The organism is Streptomyces sp. NPDC001406 (genome assembly GCF_042895285.1).
Classification (GTDB): Bacteria; Actinomycetota; Actinomycetes; order Streptomycetales; family Streptomycetaceae; genus Streptomyces.
Window position 1 is genome coordinate 253,601 of sequence record NZ_JBIAWG010000009.1, and the last position, 16,078, is coordinate 269,678.

The 16,078-nt window shown below is 72.5% G+C and carries 15 protein-coding genes; 9 read left to right on the top strand and 6 right to left on the bottom strand.

Going from position 1 to position 16,078, the window contains the following annotated elements; genetic code table 11:
* Nucleotides 1-6 precede the first annotated feature (6 nt).
* On the bottom strand, nt 7-552 hold the full coding sequence (locus ACFY1J_RS23240; protein ID WP_390710620.1) for a hypothetical protein: 546 nt from the start codon (nt 550-552) through the stop codon (nt 7-9).
* A 78-nt stretch (nt 553-630) separates the two neighbouring features.
* The gene (locus ACFY1J_RS23245) at nt 631-1,416 is read right to left on the bottom strand and encodes a glutamate racemase (RefSeq protein ID WP_390710619.1); all 786 of its coding nucleotides are present in this window, start codon (nt 1,414-1,416) and stop codon (nt 631-633) included.
* 39 nt (nt 1,417-1,455) lie between these two features.
* Between ACFY1J_RS23245 and ACFY1J_RS23250 the strand changes: the two genes are divergently transcribed.
* Nucleotides 1,456-2,649, top strand: a complete 1,194-nt coding sequence (locus ACFY1J_RS23250) for a glycosyltransferase (RefSeq protein WP_390710618.1) — start codon at nt 1,456-1,458, stop codon at nt 2,647-2,649.
* Between the two features lie 3 nt (nt 2,650-2,652).
* On the opposite strand, the gene ACFY1J_RS23255 is transcribed toward ACFY1J_RS23250, so the two are convergent.
* Nucleotides 2,653-3,975 carry a TerD family protein gene (locus ACFY1J_RS23255; RefSeq protein ID WP_390710820.1) on the bottom strand — a complete coding sequence of 441 codons (1,323 nt, stop codon included), beginning with the start codon at nt 3,973-3,975 and terminating at the stop codon, nt 2,653-2,655.
* A 301-nt stretch (nt 3,976-4,276) separates the two neighbouring features.
* Between ACFY1J_RS23255 and ACFY1J_RS23260 the strand changes: the two genes are divergently transcribed.
* The 4 genes from ACFY1J_RS23260 to ACFY1J_RS23275 all read left to right on the top strand — a co-directional run bounded on the left by ACFY1J_RS23260 (nt 4,277) and on the right by ACFY1J_RS23275 (nt 9,044).
* The gene (locus tag ACFY1J_RS23260) at nt 4,277-4,744 is read left to right on the top strand and encodes a DUF6643 family protein (protein ID WP_390710617.1); all 468 of its coding nucleotides are present in this window, start codon (nt 4,277-4,279) and stop codon (nt 4,742-4,744) included.
* A gap of 42 nt (nt 4,745-4,786) precedes the next feature.
* Complete coding sequence (locus ACFY1J_RS23265; RefSeq protein ID WP_390731796.1) at nt 4,787-5,611, top strand: MOSC domain-containing protein; 825 nt, start codon at nt 4,787-4,789, stop codon at nt 5,609-5,611.
* A gap of 232 nt (nt 5,612-5,843) precedes the next feature.
* Nucleotides 5,844-6,449, top strand: coding sequence for a hypothetical protein (locus tag ACFY1J_RS23270; RefSeq protein WP_390710615.1), 606 nt, complete (start codon nt 5,844-5,846; stop codon nt 6,447-6,449).
* Nucleotides 6,450-6,605: 156 nt separating this feature from the next.
* Entirely contained in the window at nt 6,606-9,044 is a 2,439-nt protein-coding gene (locus ACFY1J_RS23275; protein WP_390710614.1) for a right-handed parallel beta-helix repeat-containing protein, read from the top strand.
* Here ACFY1J_RS23275 and ACFY1J_RS23280 read toward each other — a convergent pair.
* On the bottom strand, nt 9,014-11,410 hold the full coding sequence (locus ACFY1J_RS23280; protein WP_390731797.1) for a hypothetical protein: 2,397 nt from the start codon (nt 11,408-11,410) through the stop codon (nt 9,014-9,016). The genes ACFY1J_RS23275 and ACFY1J_RS23280 overlap by 31 nt on opposite strands.
* A gap of 295 nt (nt 11,411-11,705) precedes the next feature.
* Here ACFY1J_RS23280 and ACFY1J_RS23285 point away from each other — a divergent pair, with 295 nt between their 5' ends.
* Together ACFY1J_RS23285 and ACFY1J_RS23290 are read left to right on the top strand one after the other, a co-directional pair.
* Nucleotides 11,706-12,539: a DeoR/GlpR family DNA-binding transcription regulator gene (locus tag ACFY1J_RS23285; protein WP_363301534.1), complete on the top strand. Its 834-nt coding sequence runs from the start codon at nt 11,706-11,708 to the stop codon at nt 12,537-12,539.
* A 71-nt stretch (nt 12,540-12,610) separates the two neighbouring features.
* Entirely contained in the window at nt 12,611-13,081 is a 471-nt protein-coding gene (locus ACFY1J_RS23290) for an SRPBCC family protein (protein ID WP_390710612.1), read from the top strand.
* On the opposite strand, the gene ACFY1J_RS23295 is transcribed toward ACFY1J_RS23290, so the two are convergent.
* Nucleotides 13,078-13,473: an Imm7 family immunity protein gene (locus ACFY1J_RS23295; RefSeq protein ID WP_390710611.1), complete on the bottom strand. Its 396-nt coding sequence runs from the start codon at nt 13,471-13,473 to the stop codon at nt 13,078-13,080. The genes ACFY1J_RS23290 and ACFY1J_RS23295 overlap by 4 nt on opposite strands.
* 39 nt (nt 13,474-13,512) lie before the next feature.
* A complete protein-coding gene (locus ACFY1J_RS23300; RefSeq protein WP_390710610.1) occupies nt 13,513-14,637 on the bottom strand; it encodes a PLP-dependent cysteine synthase family protein in 1,125 nt (374 codons plus the stop codon).
* 356 nt (nt 14,638-14,993) lie between these two features.
* On the opposite strand from ACFY1J_RS23300, the gene ACFY1J_RS23305 reads away from it, so the two are divergent.
* Together ACFY1J_RS23305 and ACFY1J_RS23310 are read left to right on the top strand one after the other, a co-directional pair.
* Entirely contained in the window at nt 14,994-15,317 is a 324-nt protein-coding gene (locus tag ACFY1J_RS23305; RefSeq protein ID WP_390710609.1) for a hypothetical protein, read from the top strand.
* Between the two features lie 192 nt (nt 15,318-15,509).
* The gene (locus ACFY1J_RS23310; RefSeq protein WP_390710608.1) at nt 15,510-16,052 is read left to right on the top strand and encodes an ATP-binding protein; all 543 of its coding nucleotides are present in this window, start codon (nt 15,510-15,512) and stop codon (nt 16,050-16,052) included.
* The last annotated feature ends 26 nt before the right edge of the window (nt 16,053-16,078 follow it).

Here is a 16,078-nt window from a genome sequence, read left to right on the forward strand (position 1 = left end):
GCGACGTCAGCGAGCGGTCCCCGGGGCGATCGACCGCAGCCTGTCACGGATGGCCGTCACCGCGGACTCCGCGTTGTCCACGGTGATCGTGAACGTGTGGCCGTCCCACAGGCGCAGGACCACTCCCTCGCCCCGGCGCACGACGACCGCCGTGCCCTTCTCGGGACGCCAGCGGTAGCCCCAGCCACCCCAGTGCCGCGGAGTCACCATAGGGGCGAACTCGGCTCCGGCGACCTGGTCGAGCGGGATACGGCGGCGGGGCACACCCATATGGCCGCAGCGGACCTCGACGCACTCCCGGTCGAGCTTCAGGTCGACGTGCACGAACGCGAGGGTGCCGAAGAGGACCAGCAGTCCGGCCGCGATGCAGCCCACGACGGACATGACCAGCGGGGCGACGCCCGAGGTCCAGGCGGAGTCCACCGCCAGCTCGATGCCGAGCGCCATGCAGGCCGCGCCGGCGAGAGCCGGCAGCCACTGGGCCCGGTTCGTCGCGCGTCCGGTCCACACCTCGGGCTGCACGGCGTCCGTGTCGTGGGGGTGGTCCCTCATGGCTACGAGGTTACTCAGGTTTCGCTGCGCGGGTACCGCGTCGCGGAGGGTGACTGCCGCGGACGAGGACAGCCGGGGTCAGCGGGCGGGGGTGACGGCGGGCAGGAGCCTGCCCTCGGCGTAGTTCAGCGCGGACACGGGCAGCTCGCCCTCGCGGCCGCTCAGCAGCACGGTCAGGGCGCCGTCGGCAGGGGCCCCGGGGGCGGGCTCCTCGCCGATCCGGCGCAGCGCCTGTGCGGCCACCGCCCCGGCGGAGCCGTGCAGGACCAGCGGCGGCGCGTCCGGCCGCTGCACCGCGGCGCGGATACGTTCCGCCACGAGTTCGTAGTGGGTGCAGCCCAGGACGACGGTCGTCACCTCGTCCGGAGTCAGTGCGGCGGCCACGGCGACGGCGGCGTCGATGGCCGCCTCGTCGGCGTGCTCCACGGCCTCGGCGAGGCCCCAGCAGGGCACCTCGGTGACCGGGACGCCGTCGGCGAACTCCTCGATGAGACCGCGCTGGTACGGGCTGCCCGTGGTGGCGGGCGTCGCCCAGATCGCGAGGGGGCCGCCGCCGGCCGCGGCGGGCTTGATCGCCGGGACCGTGCCGATCACCGGGATGGCGGGCTCCAGCCGGGCGCGCAGCGTGGGCAGGGCGTGCACGGTCGCGGTGTTGCAGCCGACGATGAGCGCGTCGGGCCGGTGGGCCGCGGCGGCCTCGGCGACGGCCAGGGCGCGGCCGGTGAGGTCCTCCGGGGTACGCGGCCCCCAGGGCATCCCTTCGGGGTCCAGGGAGAGAACGAGATCGGCGTCGGGGCGCAGGCGCCGTACCGCGGCGGTGGCCGCCAGCAGGCCGATTCCGGAGTCCATGAGCGCGATCTTCACCCGGCCACGATAGACGATGGGCCCCTGTGGACCGGCCGGGTGGTGCAGACTGCGCGGGTGAGCGCGATCGTGTGGATCTCCGCCCTGTCCCTCGCCGCCTGGCTGTGGCTGCTGCTCTGCCAGGGCTTCTTCTGGCGTACGGACGTACGGCTACCGCCGCGCAGGGATCCGGACGACTGGCCGCCCGTGTGTGTCGTCGTACCGGCCCGGGACGAGGCCGCCGTACTGCCCGCGAGTCTGCCGTCGCTGCTGGCGCAGGACTATCCGGGGCGGGCGGAGGTCTTTCTGATCGACGACGGCAGTTCGGACGGCACCGGGGAACTGGCCCGCGAACTGGCCGCGCGCCACGGCGGACTGCCGCTGACGGTGGACTCCCCCGGCGAGCCGCCCGCGGGCTGGACCGGCAAGCTCTGGGCGGTGCGGCACGGCATCGCCCTGGCACGCGCGCGTGGTCCCGAGTACCTGCTGCTGACGGACGCGGACATCGCCCACGCGCCCGACAGCCTGCGCCGGCTGGTGGCGGCGGCGCGCACCGGGAACTTCGACGCCGTGTCGCAGATGGCCCGGCTGCGGGTGGAGAGCCTGTGGGAACAGCTCGTGGTGCCCGCCTTCGTCTACTTCTTCGCTCAGCTGTACCCGTTCCGCCGGATCGGCCGGAGAGGGGCCCGGACGGCGGCCGCGGCGGGCGGCTGTGTGCTCCTGCGCGCGGATACGGCGCAGCGGGCGCGGATCCCGGATGCCATCCGGCACGCCGTCATCGACGACGTGGCCCTCGCCCGTGCCGTGAAGGGCGGCGGGGGCCACATCTGGCTCGGGCTGGCCGAGCGGGTGAACAGTGTGCGCCCCTACCCGCGGCTGCACGACCTGTGGCGCATGGTCTCGCGCAGCGCGTACGCACAGCTGCGGCACAGCCCGCTGCTGCTGCTCGGTACGGTCGCCGGGCTGGCGCTGGTGTACCTCGTGCCGCCCGCGGCCGTGGTGGCGGGTGCCGCGGCGGGAAGTACGGCGGCCGCGGTCACCGGCGCTTCCGCGTGGCTGATGATGACGGCGACATACGTCCCGATGCTCCGCTACTACCGCCTGCCGCTGTGGCTCGCTCCCCTGCTGCCCTTCACCGCGTTCCTCTATCTCCTCATGACGGTCGATTCCGCGGTGCAGCACTACAGGGGGCGCGGGGCGGCCTGGAAGGGCCGCACGTACGCGCGTCCGGACACCGTGCCCGACGAGGGCTGACCCCTACTTCCGGCCGGGGGTCCAGTTCATGCCCCACCCATAGGCGCGGTCGACGGTCCGTTGCGGGCTCACTCCGCGATCCGGCACCAGGTATCGCGCCTCGCGCTGGACGACGAGGTCGGCGCCCGTGTTGGTGATCAGGGCGAGCGCGCACACGGTGGAGGGGACGGTGCACTCGTCGAGGGAGAAGTCGACGGGGGCGCCGTGCTGCGGCTGGAGCGTGACCGTCGCGTGCAGGTCCGCGAAGGAGGAGGCGCCTTCGTAGATGGTCACGAAGACGAGGATGCGCCGGAAGTCGCGCGTGTGGTCGAGGTTGACGGTGAGGTTCTCGCCGCTCGCCACGGCGCCGGTGCGGTCGTCGCCGTCGAGGTGGATGTACGGGGGCCGGTGCAGCGATCCGAAGGCGTTGCCGAGGGCCTGTACGACTCCCTTGCGGCCGTCGGCGAGTTCGTACAGGGCGCACAGGTCGAGGTCGAGGTCTCCCTGCGCCGCGCCTCGCCGACCGCCCCAGCTGGGGAACTGCTTGCGCATCTGCCAGTTGAGGTTGACGCGCATGGTGCCGGACGTGCCGCCCTGCTTGGCCAGCGACACCGAGGGGGCCGCCTTGGTGAGCGTCACCTTGCTGAGGCGGACGGGCTGGGCGGGCGGCGCCGACGGGGGCGGAGGCAGATGGACCGGGGGCCCGGACGGCGGGGGCAGGTGGGCAGTGGAGCCCGGGGGCGGGGGCATCGGGGCGGGCGGCGCAGGCGGGGGCGGCACGGTCACCGGGGGTGCGACGGGCGGGACGGTGGGAGGTGCCGCGTGCTGCGGCTCGTCCACGGTGATCCCGAAGTCCGTGGCCAGGCCCTCGAGCCCGCTGCTGTAGCCCTGGCCCACGGCCCGGAACTTCCAGCCGCCCTGGCGGCGGTAGAACTCGCCGAGCACGAAGGCCGTTTCCACCGTGGCACCGGGGCTGTCGAAGCGGGCGACCACACCGCCCCGGTCGGCCTCCTGGACCTCGACGTACAGGTCCGGCACCTGCCCGAAGGCGCCGCCGTCCGCGGAGGCGGCGAGGACGACCCGCTCGACGGCGCCCTCCACGCGCGCGAGGTCGACGAAGAGGGTGTCGGTGACCCGTCCGCCCGTGTTCCGTTTGCCCTCGTGCCGGACCGCGCCGGAGGGGTGCGCCGGCTGGTTGTAGAAGACGAAGTCGCCGTCGGAGCGCACCTTTCCCGCCACGAGGAGCAGCGCCGAGGCATCCGCGTCCGGGACACCGGGTCCGGAGCGCCAGCCCAATTCGACGCGCAGGGCCTTCGTCGGCACCGGCGCATTCGACCCTTTCGGCATTGACATGTACGCCCCCATCTCCTGTGTCGCCCCGCCGGACCGCACCCCGGCCGTCGGTTTCCGTCCCTACCCGCCCAACCTATTCCCGAGGGGCGGCGAACTCCCATGGACGGTGCAGGAAGATCGCTGGCCAACCCCCGGTAACCCGCCGGGAACTCGGCCTTTACACGATCAGAACGCTGATCGCCGCCCTTTTTTGCCAAGTTCGCTCGGATTAGGGATCCCGCGTCACTGCCGACACGGAAAACAACCCTCTTATCGGTCTCCCCAACCAGCACATCGTGGGCTTAACTTATGTGCCATGACCTCCCCCCGCTCCACTTATGGTGGCGGCTACTACTCCGCCTCCTTCCCGGACACCCCGATCTACGACTCGCTCGTGGCCGAGCGGGGCACCCCGCAGATCGCCCCGATCCGGGTCCCCGCCGCCTATGACATGGGTGGCAACCTGCCGGCGATGGGCAGCAACCTGCCCGCGCTGCCCTCGGCACTGCCCGCGCTCCCCGCGGGTCCGTCGCACCACGTTCCCTCCTACGGCTACCCGCAGGCGGCGCAGCCCGCTCCGCTGCAGCAGGCCCCCGCGGCCTACATCCCGCAGCAGGCCACCGCGCCCCGCGGCTATCCCGGCCCGCAGATGCAGCAGATGCAGCAGCCGCCCCGGCCGATGGCGGCGGGCACCGGCTACGAGGCGATGCGTCCCGCGGCTCCGCGGCCCGCGCCGGCTCCGTACCAGGACCCGTACAACCAGCAGCAGTACCGCGGCTACTGACCGGTCTCCCCGGCTGTCGGTGCCGCCTGGCACCATGGCTTCATGGGGAACGCCGTACTGCAGTCGATTCACGTCCACCCGGTCAAGGCATTCCGGGGCATCTCACTGCGGCAGGCCGTGGTGGAGCCCTGGGGGCTGTCCGGGGACCGGCGCTGGGCTCTGATCGACGACGGGGGAAAGGTCGTCACACAGCGCGAGCAGCCGCGCTTGGCGCTGGCCGCCGCCGAGCTCGTGCCCGGCGGCGGTGTTCGCTTGTCCGCGCCCGGGCGGGAGTCCGTGACGGTGCCCGTTCCTGAACCGTCGGGCACGGTACCGGTGAACATCTTCGGCACCAAGGTGGAGGCGGTCCTGGCGGAGGACGCCGCCTCCGCCTGGTGCGCCGACTACCTTCAGGCCGACGTCCGTCTCGTCCATCTGGACGATCCGGCGACCCGCCGCCCGATCGATCCGGACTTCGCGCTGCCGGGTGAGACCGTGAGCTTCGCGGACGGTTACCCGTTGCTGGTCACCACCGTCTCCTCCCTCGACGCCCTGAACTCCCTGATGGCGCAGGGCGACCACGCCCACGAGGGCCCGCTGCCGATGGACCGTTTCCGGCCGAGCGTGGTCGTGGCGGGCACCGAGGCCTGGGCCGAGGACGACTGGTCGCGCCTCGCCGTCGGCGACGTGGTGTTCCGCGTGGCCAAGACGTGCGGGCGGTGCGTCGTGACCACGACCGACCAGGGCACCGCGGAACGCGGCCGGGAGCCTCTGCGCACCCTGGCACGGCACCGCCGCTTCGGCACCGACCTCGTCTTCGGCCAGAACCTGGTGCCCACATCGCCCGGCACGATACGGGTCGGTGACCCGGTGCGGATCCTCGACTAGGGGGGTGCGGATCCTCGACCAGGGCTCCAGGAACTCGACCGGCACTCCAGGTGGGCGCTGTGTTCTGGAGGAGGGGAACCGGACGCCGGGCCCCGGTCGTTGGGATGTGGTGAGAAGTGCTCAAGGGGTTCCGGTCAGAGGGTCAGAGGTGATTTCGCTCTCTCTTCGACCGGCCCGCGGGTGAACGGCTCCGCCGGGGGTTATCACGGAGCGGGAAGGGGGGTGGGGGACTGTGCGGGCAATCAGCGGTCTGTGGCGCTGGCGGCGCAATCCGCTGCGCCGCAGGAGCGATCTGGCCGAGGCCTGGGTGGCCCTCGTGGCCCTGCTCCTCATCGTGGTGGCCGCACCCCTGATCGGTTCGCTCGTCGGGGCGGTGGCACAGGACGCCCTGCAGCAGTCCGTCGTCGACCAGCACCACTCCCGCCATCCGGTCACCGCCACCGTGGTGCGCAGGCTGGACAGCGCCCGCCTGGAGCCCGACCCCGACTCGACCTCGGCGCACGACAGCCGCAGCCGTGTCCTCGCCGACTGGACCGCGCCCGACGGCACCCGGCACCACGGCCCGGTGATGTCGGACCTCAAGTCCCCGCACAAGGGCGACCACTTCAGACTCTGGACGGACTCGCACGGCCGCGTGGTCGCCCGCCCGCTGGACTCCGCGACGGCGACGACGCACGCCGTGCTCGCCGGGTTCGGCGCGGCGCTCCTGACCGCGGGGGCGGTCGAGAGCGGCAGACGGCTGATCGTGTGGCGCATGGTCCGCCGGAGGTACGCGCGTTGGGACCAGGCCTGGGACCGGGCGGGCCCGGACTGGGGCAGGACCGGCACGGGCAGCTGACCGCCTTCCGTCTCTGGTCAACCCACTGCCTGCGCGCACGCTACGGTGGACCGCCGAACCATTCGGCATCGACCCGCGCGCGAGGGAGTCGTAGGGGCCGTATGCCCCGAAGGCGAACGAGCCATCAGCACGACGAGGTGGGGGCACAGCAACGCCATGGCACAGGGCACGGTCCAGGTGACGCACACCGGCACATCGCGGTGGCGGCGCCGCACGGGTGAGTACTCTTCGCTCGCCGCCGCCCTGGAGGCCGCGGCCGACGGGGACGTCCTCACCGTCGCCCCTGGTACCTACCGGGAGAATCTCGTCGTCGAGCGGGCGGTGACACTGCGCGGGCCCGAGGGCTCGCCCGGTTCGGTGCGCATCGCGCCCACGGACGGGGTGCCGCTGACCCTGCGCGCCTCGGCCGTGGTGCAGGACCTGCACGTGGAGGGGCAGGACGCGGCCGCGCCCGCGCTGCTGGTGGAGGAGGGCACGCCGGAGCTGCTGGACGTCCGGGTCGTCACCCGGTCCGCCGCGGGAATCGAGGTCCGCGGCGGCGCCCGGCCCACCGTGCGCCGCTGCACCGTCGACAACCCCGCCGGCGTCGGCATCGCCGTACTCGACGGTGGCGGTGGGGTGTTCGAGGACTGCGAGGTGGTCGCGGCCGGCCAGTCCGGCGTCGCGGTACGCGGCGGTGCGCACCCCCGGCTGGACCGCTGCCGGGTGCACCACGCCTCCGGCGCGGGCCTGATGGTCACGGGCGAGAACTCCGCGCTGGAAGCGGTCGGTTGCGAGATCTATGAGATCCGGGGCTCCGGAGCCCAGGTGACCTCGCGAGCCACCGCACACCTGACCGACTGCGATGTGCACCGCACCACCGCCGACGGCGTCACGCTCGACACGGAGGCGGTGCTCACCCTGGCCGACTGCCGTATCCACGACATCCCGGAGAACGCGGTCGACCTGCGGTCCCGCTCGGTGCTGACGCTGACTCGGACGACCGTGCGTCAGTTCGGCCGCAACGGCCTGTCGGTGTGGGACCCGGGCACACGCGTGGACGCCAACCAGTGCGAGATCTTCGACAGCACGGGCGACTATCCCGCGGTGTGGGTGAGCGACGGCGCCACCGCGGTGCTCGACTCCTGCCGGGTGCACGACGTGCCGGACGCGCTGTTCGTGCTGGACCGCGGCTCCCGCGCGGACGTCGTCGACAGCGACCTGTCCCAGGTGCGCAACACGGCCGTGTCGGTGAGCGACGGCGCCACCGCGCAGCTGGACGACTGCCGGATCCGGGACGCGGCCACCGGCGCGTGGTTCCGGGACCACGGCAGCGGCGGCACCCTCAACAACTGCACCCTGGACGGCACCCAGACCGGTGTCATCGTCACCAAGGGCGCCGACCCCACCATCGAGCGCTGCACGGTCGACTCCCCGGCGGAGGCGGGCTTTTATGTGTCGGCCGGCGGCCGGGGCAGCTTCACCGGCTGCCGGGTGACGGGCAGCACCGGATACGGCTTCCACGTGATAGACGGATGCCGTACGACGCTGAGGAAGTGCCGCACGGAGCGCTGCGCGCGCGGCGGCTACGAGTTCGCCGACGCGGGCCCGGACGCGGCATCCGGCACGGGCCCGGTCGTGGAGGACTGCATCAGCGACGAGAGCGGGGCCGGGATCGGGCGGCCGGCCGCGGAGCCGGCGGTGCAGACGGCGAACCAGTCCTCCGGTCTGCTGGGCGCGATCCCGGGACAGCGCACGACCGAACAGGAGCCGCTCGTCACCGCCGCGGAGCCGGAGAAGCCGTCGCGGACCTCGAAGGCCGTGCTCGGTGAACTCGACGCGCTGGTCGGCCTGGAGAGCGTCAAGCGCGAGGTCCGCGCCCTCACCGACATGATCGAGGTCGGCCGGCGCCGGCAGCAGGCGGGCCTCAAGGCGGCCTCGGTCAAGCGCCATCTGGTCTTCACCGGTTCCCCCGGCACCGGAAAGACCACGGTGGCCCGGCTCTACGGCGAGATCCTCGCCTCCCTCGGCGTCCTGGACAAGGGCCATCTCGTCGAGGTCTCCCGCGTCGACCTGGTCGGCGAGCACATCGGCTCCACGGCGATCCGCACCCAGGAGGCCTTCGAACGGGCACGCGGCGGTGTGCTGTTCATCGACGAGGCGTATGCGCTGTCGCCCGAGGACGCCGGCCGTGACTTCGGCAAGGAGGCCATCGACACACTGGTGAAGCTGATGGAGGACCACCGGGACGCGGTGGTGGTCATCGTCGCGGGCTACACGGCCGAGATGGAGCGGTTCCTGTCCATCAACCCCGGTGTGGCGTCCCGCTTCTCGCGGACCATCACCTTCACCGACTACGGCCCCGGGGAACTGCTGCGCATCGTGGAACAGCAGGCCGAGGAGCACGAGTACCGGCTGGCGCCGGGCTCCCCGGAGGCCTTGCTGAAGTACTTCACGGAGATTCCGAAGGGCCCCGCCTTCGGCAACGGCCGCACCGCTCGCCAGACGTTCGAGGCCATGGTGGAACGGCACGCGAGCCGGGTCGCCCAGGTCGTCGAGCCGACCACCGACGATCTGACCCTGCTCTACGCCGAGGACCTGCCCGAGCTGCCCTGAGAGCCGGCCTCCCCGTCCGGGTCCGGCCCGGCGGGCGGTTCGCCCCGATGCCGCGGGCCCGGCACATCCGGCCGCAGCCGGGCCAGCAGCCGGGCGCGTTCCTCGGCGAAGGCCGGGTCCGCCTGGTAGTCGGAGTGGCCGAGGATGGGGGCGGGCAGCGGGTGCAGGGCGGTGCGGCCGTAGGCGAGCGGGTCGTGCAGCGGCTCGCGGTCCACCTCGGGCCCGCAGTCGCCGGGCAGTCGGACGGGGCCGCCGATGGGGTCGGTGAGGCGGTAGAGATTGCGCCAGCAGGCGACCTCGCGGTGCAGGGAGCTCAGCGCGGGCGGCCCGAAGTGGGCCGGGAACCAGCGACCGTACAGCCGCTCCAGCGGGGAGCCGTACGTCAGCAGCGCGACCTTCTTGCGTACGGAGGGCTCGAGCTGCCAGGCCGCGGCGGCCGCGAGCACGCTGCCCTGGGAGTGCCCGGAGATGACCACGCGGCCGCCGGTGCGCCGTGTCCAGGTCGCCATCCGCCAGGTCAGGTCCGGCACCGCGCGCTCGGCGTAGCAGGGCGGGGCGAAGGGGTGGGCGGCGCGCGGCCAGAAGGTGCCGACGTCCCAGAGGATGCCGATGGTGCGCCGGGCCGAGGCGTCCTTGTAGGCGCGGCGGCCCCAGGTGACGAACAGTATGAAGCCGAGTCCGACCAGCCAGGAGCCCAGTGCCTGCGCGGTCTCGGCCGCGCCCTGGACCACGGCGTGGGCGCGCCGGGCCGCCTCGCCCGGGGTCCGCTCGCTGACCTGGGCGCCCACCAGCGCTCCGGCGCCCAGCAGGAGCGTGGCCGCGGAGACGACGGCGACCACGAGGGGTGCCCGGTCGGTGAGGGCGGCCATCGCCCGGGCGCGTGCGATACGGCGGGTACGTGCCGTGTCCTCGGGCTCTGGCCGGTGACCGCGTTCCACCGTGCGCCGCTCGGCGCGGCTGCGCTGCCAGGTGCGCCAGGTCAGCACTGCGGCCAGGGCCAGCACGGCCAGCAGCAGGGGCGGGATCACCGAGGCCTGCCAGGTCAGCAGCACGGGCGGTCCGGTGATGGAGCCGCCGGTGCCGTCCAGCCAGTCGGCCACGCGCTGTGCGACACCTCCCGACATCACCCCGCCCAGCGCGCAGGCGAGCAGGGCGACCGCCGGTCCGCCGAGGCCCCGCATGGCGGCGCGCGGGTCGGGGTGCCGGCGGTGCAGGTCGTGGGCGACCACGCCGAGGGCGATGACCAGCACACCCTGTGCGAGGGCGATGCCGCCGAAGGCCGTGTCGCCGGGCAGCCGCCCGGTCGAGTGCCACCCCGGCCGCGGCCAGCCCGCGTACACCAGGGTGAGGGCGAGCAGGGCCAGGGCACCGAGCGGCAGGCGTCGTACGAGATGCTCGTCGAGCTCCTGGTCGAGGCGGTTCTCGCTGCGGCCCCGGCGGCAGACCACCCCCACCGCGACGGCCGCCCAGAGGGCCGTCGCCGCGGCCAGGAGCGGGCCCAGGATCTCCGGTGCCGCGGGTCCGCCCGCCCGGCGGTCGAAGGCGAGCACCGGTGTCATGACCGCCGCGGCGACCGTCAGCAGTCCCGCCGTGGTGTGGGCGGCGCGCAGCCGGGCCACCGGGCGGCGGCCGTACCAGAAGCCGGGGCGGCCCAGCGAGGTGCGGTCGTCCTGGTCGTCGGGTCCGGGATCGCGGGTCATCGGCTTCTCGGACTCGTACGCGGCCCAGGTGCGGTGCGAGAGGTACCAGAGCAGGCCGGTGAGCGCGGTCGGGACCAGCGCCGCCACGGCGAGCCGCCGCCCGGGGCGGCTCCACCAGCCGTCGCCGGAAACTGCGGGCGAGAGGAAGCCCAGCCAGGAGTGGTGCCGGGCACAGGCACCGGTGCCCGCGCACTGCCAGGCGGCGAGGTCGAGTGCCACCTCGCAGGCGGCCGCCACCAGCAGCACCGTCAGGGTGAGTGCCGCGAGCCGCACCAGCAGGCCGTACAGCTGCACCGCCCGTTTCCGGCCGCGTGCGGCGGGGCGCATCCAGTGGGCGAGGTTGACGACCATGAAGGGCAGCAGCAACAACCAGAGGGCGCGGGCTCCGTTGCCGGAGGTGAGGTTGCACCAGACGTACGCCTCGGGCACGGGCCCGTCCCGGTGATCGTCCGGTGCGGACTCCGCGTCGACGTCGTCGGCGCGCCGGAAGACCGCGGCGGTGTCGTCGCCGGTGATCCGTACCGTTCGCGGGTCGCCGAGCATCTCCTCGGGTGTGGTGCCACCGACTCCGTGGACGAGGAGTTCCAGGTCGGTCGGCGGTCCCCCGGGCCGTGCGGCGAGGCCGTCCGGTCCGTCCTTCGCTGCACGTTCCTGCGCACGTTCCACTGTTCTCGCACTTCCCCCGTGACCCGCCGTCGGCTGTGTCCGTGCGGCCCTAAGGATCTCCGCTTCGGATGCGATGTACACCTCTCGTCACGGAATCTCCCCGGTCCGAGTGACATCCGCCGGGACGGGTGGTGACCGAATGGCATGTGCGCGTCGGTACGGGTAGTGGCGCAACCTGCACCCTCCCGTGAAAGGATGAGACGCCCGCGCACCGGAGAGGGGCGGAACGTCCTGGTAGGGGCAGGTGCGCAGGGCGTGTCGGACGGCTTGTCGAGACGAGAGGACCGGAGCGTACGTGAGTGAGAATCAGAACCTCCTCGCGGAGCAGCGGCGCGCCCTGATCCTGGACGAGGTCCGGCGCCGCGGCGGCGTCCGCGTGAACGAACTGACCCGCAAGCTCGGCGTGTCGGACATGACCGTGCGCCGTGACCTCGACGCGCTGGCCCGCCAGGGTGTGCTGGAGAAGGTGCACGGCGGTGCCGTGCCGGTGGTCGAGGCGAGCACGCACGAGCCGGGCTTCGAGGCCAAGTCGGGTCTGGAGCTCAGCGCCAAGGAGGACATCGCGCGGACCGCGGCCCAGCTGGTCACCCCGGGGACCGCGATCGCCCTGTCGGGCGGTACGACGACCTATGCGCTCGCTCACCATCTCGTCGAGGTGCCCGATCTGACCGTGGTGACGAACTCGGTGCGGGTCGCGGACGTCTTCCATGCGGCGCAGCGCACCTCGGGACCCCGGCAGGGCGCGGCCACGGTCGTGCTCACCGGTGGGGTGCGCACCCCGTCGGACTCGCTCGTGGGGCCGGTGGCCGACCAGGCGATCGCGGCGCTCCACTTCGATCTGCTGTTCCTCGGTGTGCACGGGATATCGGTGGAGGCCGGCCTGTCGACGCCGAACCTCGCGGAGGCGGAGACCAACCGGCGGCTGGTGCAGTCGGCGCGGCGCGTCGTGGTGGTCGCCGACCACACCAAGTGGGGCACGGTGGGCCTGAGTTCATTCGCGGCGCTGGAGCAGGTCGACACCCTGGTCACGGACGCGGGCCTGCCGGCCGAGGCGCGGGCGGAGATCTCCGAGCATCTGCGGCGGCTGGTGGTGGCGGGCGAGACCGACGACGAGGATGCAGACTTCTGACGGACCGTCAGCTAGGGTGAACCGGCCAACGGCCTGTTCGCTCGCGTGACTTCACAAGGGGGTTGTCGTCCATGGCTCACCGTCTGCGCCCGGTGGGGATCGACTTCGTCGAGACCGCCCCCGTACGTCTCGTGTTCGCACGGGAGATCACGGCCGCCCCGGACGCGGTCTTCCGTGCGCTCGCCGAGGACGTGCCGGGCTGGCCGCAGTGGTTCTCGGCGGTGGCCTCCGCCCGGCCGACCGAGGGCGGACGCGAGGTCCGGCTCAGGGGCGGCACGCGCTTCGAGGAGACGGTGATCGTCACGAAGGCGCCCGAGGTGTACGCGTACCGGGTCGACCTGACCAACATCCCGGGCCCCCGCGCCTGGGTCGAGGAGTGGCGGCTCTCCCCGGCCGGCACCGGCACACGGGTTCAGATGACCTTCGCCGTCGACGGAACGGCCCCGTTCCGCTTCCTGTTCGGCCTCGCCCGCGCGGGCACGGGCAGGGCGTTCCGAAAGGCGGTCACGGCCCTGGACCGGCGCCTGGCCATGAGGTCCTAGGGCTCGAAGGGATCCTCCAGCACGGGCACGCACGGTGACAGCAGGGGCTCTGTGTGTTCCGTGACTTCGCCCCGGACAAGCCTCAGAACGCGGAACTCGTTCCGGTGGCCGGGGTCCTCGTCGTCGCGGATGTGGACCAGACCGTAGGACCCGGGGGCCACCGCCCCCACATGGGCCAGCAGGCCGAGGACATCGCCGGAGCGGTGGTTCAAGTGGCCTCCCAGGTGAATGAGGGCCTCCCCGTTCATCCACCGCAGGTCGAGCAGGTAGGGAGAGGCGACCGCGGCGAGATGCGCCCGGAGTTCGTCGACGATCTGCCGCCTGAGCCGGGCGTCGTCGTCATCGGCGCCGGCGCTCTCCCTGACGGTGATCCACCCGTGGTACTCGAACACCGGTCGATCCTGAGGGCTGGGCCGAATGCGGCGGGGTGGTCAGTCCGGCCAGACGCCAGTCTCCAGCAGGGACTCGATCGCCGCCGCGTACGGCGTGATGTCCAGGCCCTGTTCCTCCAGCCACGCGTCCGAGTAGTACTTGTCGAGGTAGCGGTCCCCGGGGTCGCACAGCAGGGTCACCACGCTCCCCCGGCGGCCCTCGGCGACCATCTCGGAGACGATCTTCAGGGCGCTCCACAGGCCGGTGCCCGTCGAGCCGCCGGCCTTGCGGCCGATGGCCCGTTCCAGGGCGCGGACGGCGGCGACGCTGGCCGCGTCGGGAACCTTCATCATCCGGTCGATGGCGCCGGGCACGAAGCTCGGCTCCATGCGCGGCCGGCCGATGCCCTCGATGCGCGAGCCGCAGTCGCAGGTGACGTCCGGATCGCCAGTGGTCCAGCCCTCGAAGAAACAGGAGTTCTCCGGATCGGCTACGCAGATGCGGGTGTCGTACTGCATGTAATGGACGTAGCGCGCGATGGTCGCCGACGTGCCGCCGGTGCCCGCCGTGGCAACGATCCACGTGGGCTCCGGGAAGCGCTCCAACTCCAGTTGCCGGAAGACCGATTCGGCGATGTTGTTGTTGCCGCGCCAGTCCGTGGCCCGTTCGGCGTAGGTGAACTGGTCCATGTAGTGGCCGCCGGTCTCCACCGCGAGGCGGGCGGACTCCTCGTACATCTTGCGTGAGTCGTCCACGAAGTGGCACTGCCCGCCGTGGAATTCGATGAGGCGGCACTTCTCGGCGCTCGTCGTGCGCGGCATGACCGCGATGAAGGGCACACCGATGAGCCCCGCGAAGTAGGCCTCGGAGACGGCCGTCGAGCCGCTGGACGCCTCGATCACCGGGCGGCCCGGCCGGATCCAGCCGTTGCACAGGCCGTAGAGGAACAGGGAACGCGCGAGCCGGTGCTTGAGACTTCCGGTGGGGTGGGTCGACTCGTCCTTCAGATACAGGTCGATGCCCCATTTCTCGGGCAACGGGAAACGCAGCAAGTGCGTGTCCGCCGAGCGGTTCGCATCCGCCTGGACCTTCCGGACAGCCTCTTTCAGCCAGTTCCGGTAGTCGGCGTCGCTGTGGTCGACGTCCAGAGTGGCGCCGGTCCGGGTCTGTGGGGTGGTGCTCACGGCGGGGCTCCTTACGCTTCGCGCCGACGGCGCCCGAGGCGGCCGCCACCTCGATCATAGGCAGCTTCCACACCGCTTCTCACCTGCATAAACACACCTTTGGGCAGCCCAAAGAAGTCCCTGGGGCCCATCCGTGCGAACACCGGGGGGCGCATTCGGGCGAGTGCTCCGTCCACTCGCCCCACGCACCTCGTGCGTACTGGTGCTCTCCGCAGGCTGCGGGCACACTGCACCGGACGGGACGAACGTCCCGAACGGGGGCGCACACTGGATCACGACACGAGCCGGATCCCGCCGGGCCGCGACCCACGAGGAATCCGGCACGGCGACCGACGCGCACAAGGGGGCGGGGAAGGATGGCGGAGCCCGAGTTCACGGCCACGGGCGTGCGGATCGGCAAGCGACTGCGGTCGCTCACCCGGGCCGGGCAGGTCCGGATCAGCGACGGCAGGCTGGAGTTGCTCACCAGCTACGGCAGTGAGATCGACAGCGCCCCGGTACAGGCGGTGCGCGCCTCCAGGCCCTGGTTCGCCCCGGACGACCGGGCGTTGGCCGACCTCAACGGCAGTCGCTACTCGCTGACTCTGGGCGAGCACGACCCCGCACCGGGCGAGCCTGGTCCGCCCGCCGCACGCCGGTTCATCGAGGCGGTCCGCAGGGCTGCGGGGCGCGGCGGCTGAGCGGCGCCGGTCCGCGGCGAGTTGCGGGAGCGTGACCACTGCGTCACGCTGGTCTCACGTCACTCTGGGTTTACCGGCGATAACGCTGCGAACCAGCCCGCCGGCCACGACAGCAGGCGGCCGCTTGACGCATGCACCCTGCTGGATCCGTTCTCCGTGTTCTTCCGGACCTCACGTCGGGGAGTCGCAGCCGTGATCAGTCATCCGAGCAGGCACTGCACGGTGGAGCTTCAAGCCCTGCCGTCGCGGATCGGCCAGGTCCGCAGAATCGTATCTGCGCAGTTGCGCTACTGGCATCTCGACCCATTGATAGACCGGGCCGCGCTCGGTGTGACGGAGCTGCTGAGCAACGTCCACCGGCATGCCCAGCCCGACAAGTCGTGCACCGTGGAGATGGAGCTGCTGCTCGACCGGCTCACGGTCTCCGTGCGTGACCACGATCCCCGCCTCCCCGAGGTCGCCGAGGCGGCCGACATCGCACCGCTGGCCACCTGTGGCCGGGGGCTGGCGATGGTGGCCGCGGTGAGCGAGAGCTGGGGGGTGCGCCCCGACGGCGACAACGGCAAGGTCGTGTGGTTCACCCTGCCCGCGCCCCCGGCGGCGAAGCCCAAGCCGGCCCGGCCGCTGCGCCGTGCTGCCATGGAGCCGCTCGCGCATCCGTTCGCGGAGGCCGGACCGGCGGCATGCGACCCGTCTCCCGCGCACGCTCCCGCCCGGTCGGCCGTTGTCGGCTGACCGGGCGGTGACGTTCTTCTTCGCTC

Coding starts and splice junctions, on each gene's coding strand:
- ACFY1J_RS23240 (WP_390710620.1), bottom strand. CDS start 552: ATGAGGGACCACCCCCACGACACGGACGCCGTGCAGCCCGAGGTGTGG.
- ACFY1J_RS23255 (WP_390710820.1), bottom strand. CDS start 3,975: ATGCCGAAAGGGTCGAATGCGCCGGTGCCGACGAAGGCCCTGCGCGTC.
- ACFY1J_RS23260 (WP_390710617.1), top strand. CDS start 4,277: ATGACCTCCCCCCGCTCCACTTATGGTGGCGGCTACTACTCCGCCTCC.
- ACFY1J_RS23265 (WP_390731796.1), top strand. CDS start 4,787: ATGGGGAACGCCGTACTGCAGTCGATTCACGTCCACCCGGTCAAGGCA.
- ACFY1J_RS23275 (WP_390710614.1), top strand. CDS start 6,606: ATGGCACAGGGCACGGTCCAGGTGACGCACACCGGCACATCGCGGTGG.
- ACFY1J_RS23290 (WP_390710612.1), top strand. CDS start 12,611: ATGGCTCACCGTCTGCGCCCGGTGGGGATCGACTTCGTCGAGACCGCC.
- ACFY1J_RS23305 (WP_390710609.1), top strand. CDS start 14,994: ATGGCGGAGCCCGAGTTCACGGCCACGGGCGTGCGGATCGGCAAGCGA.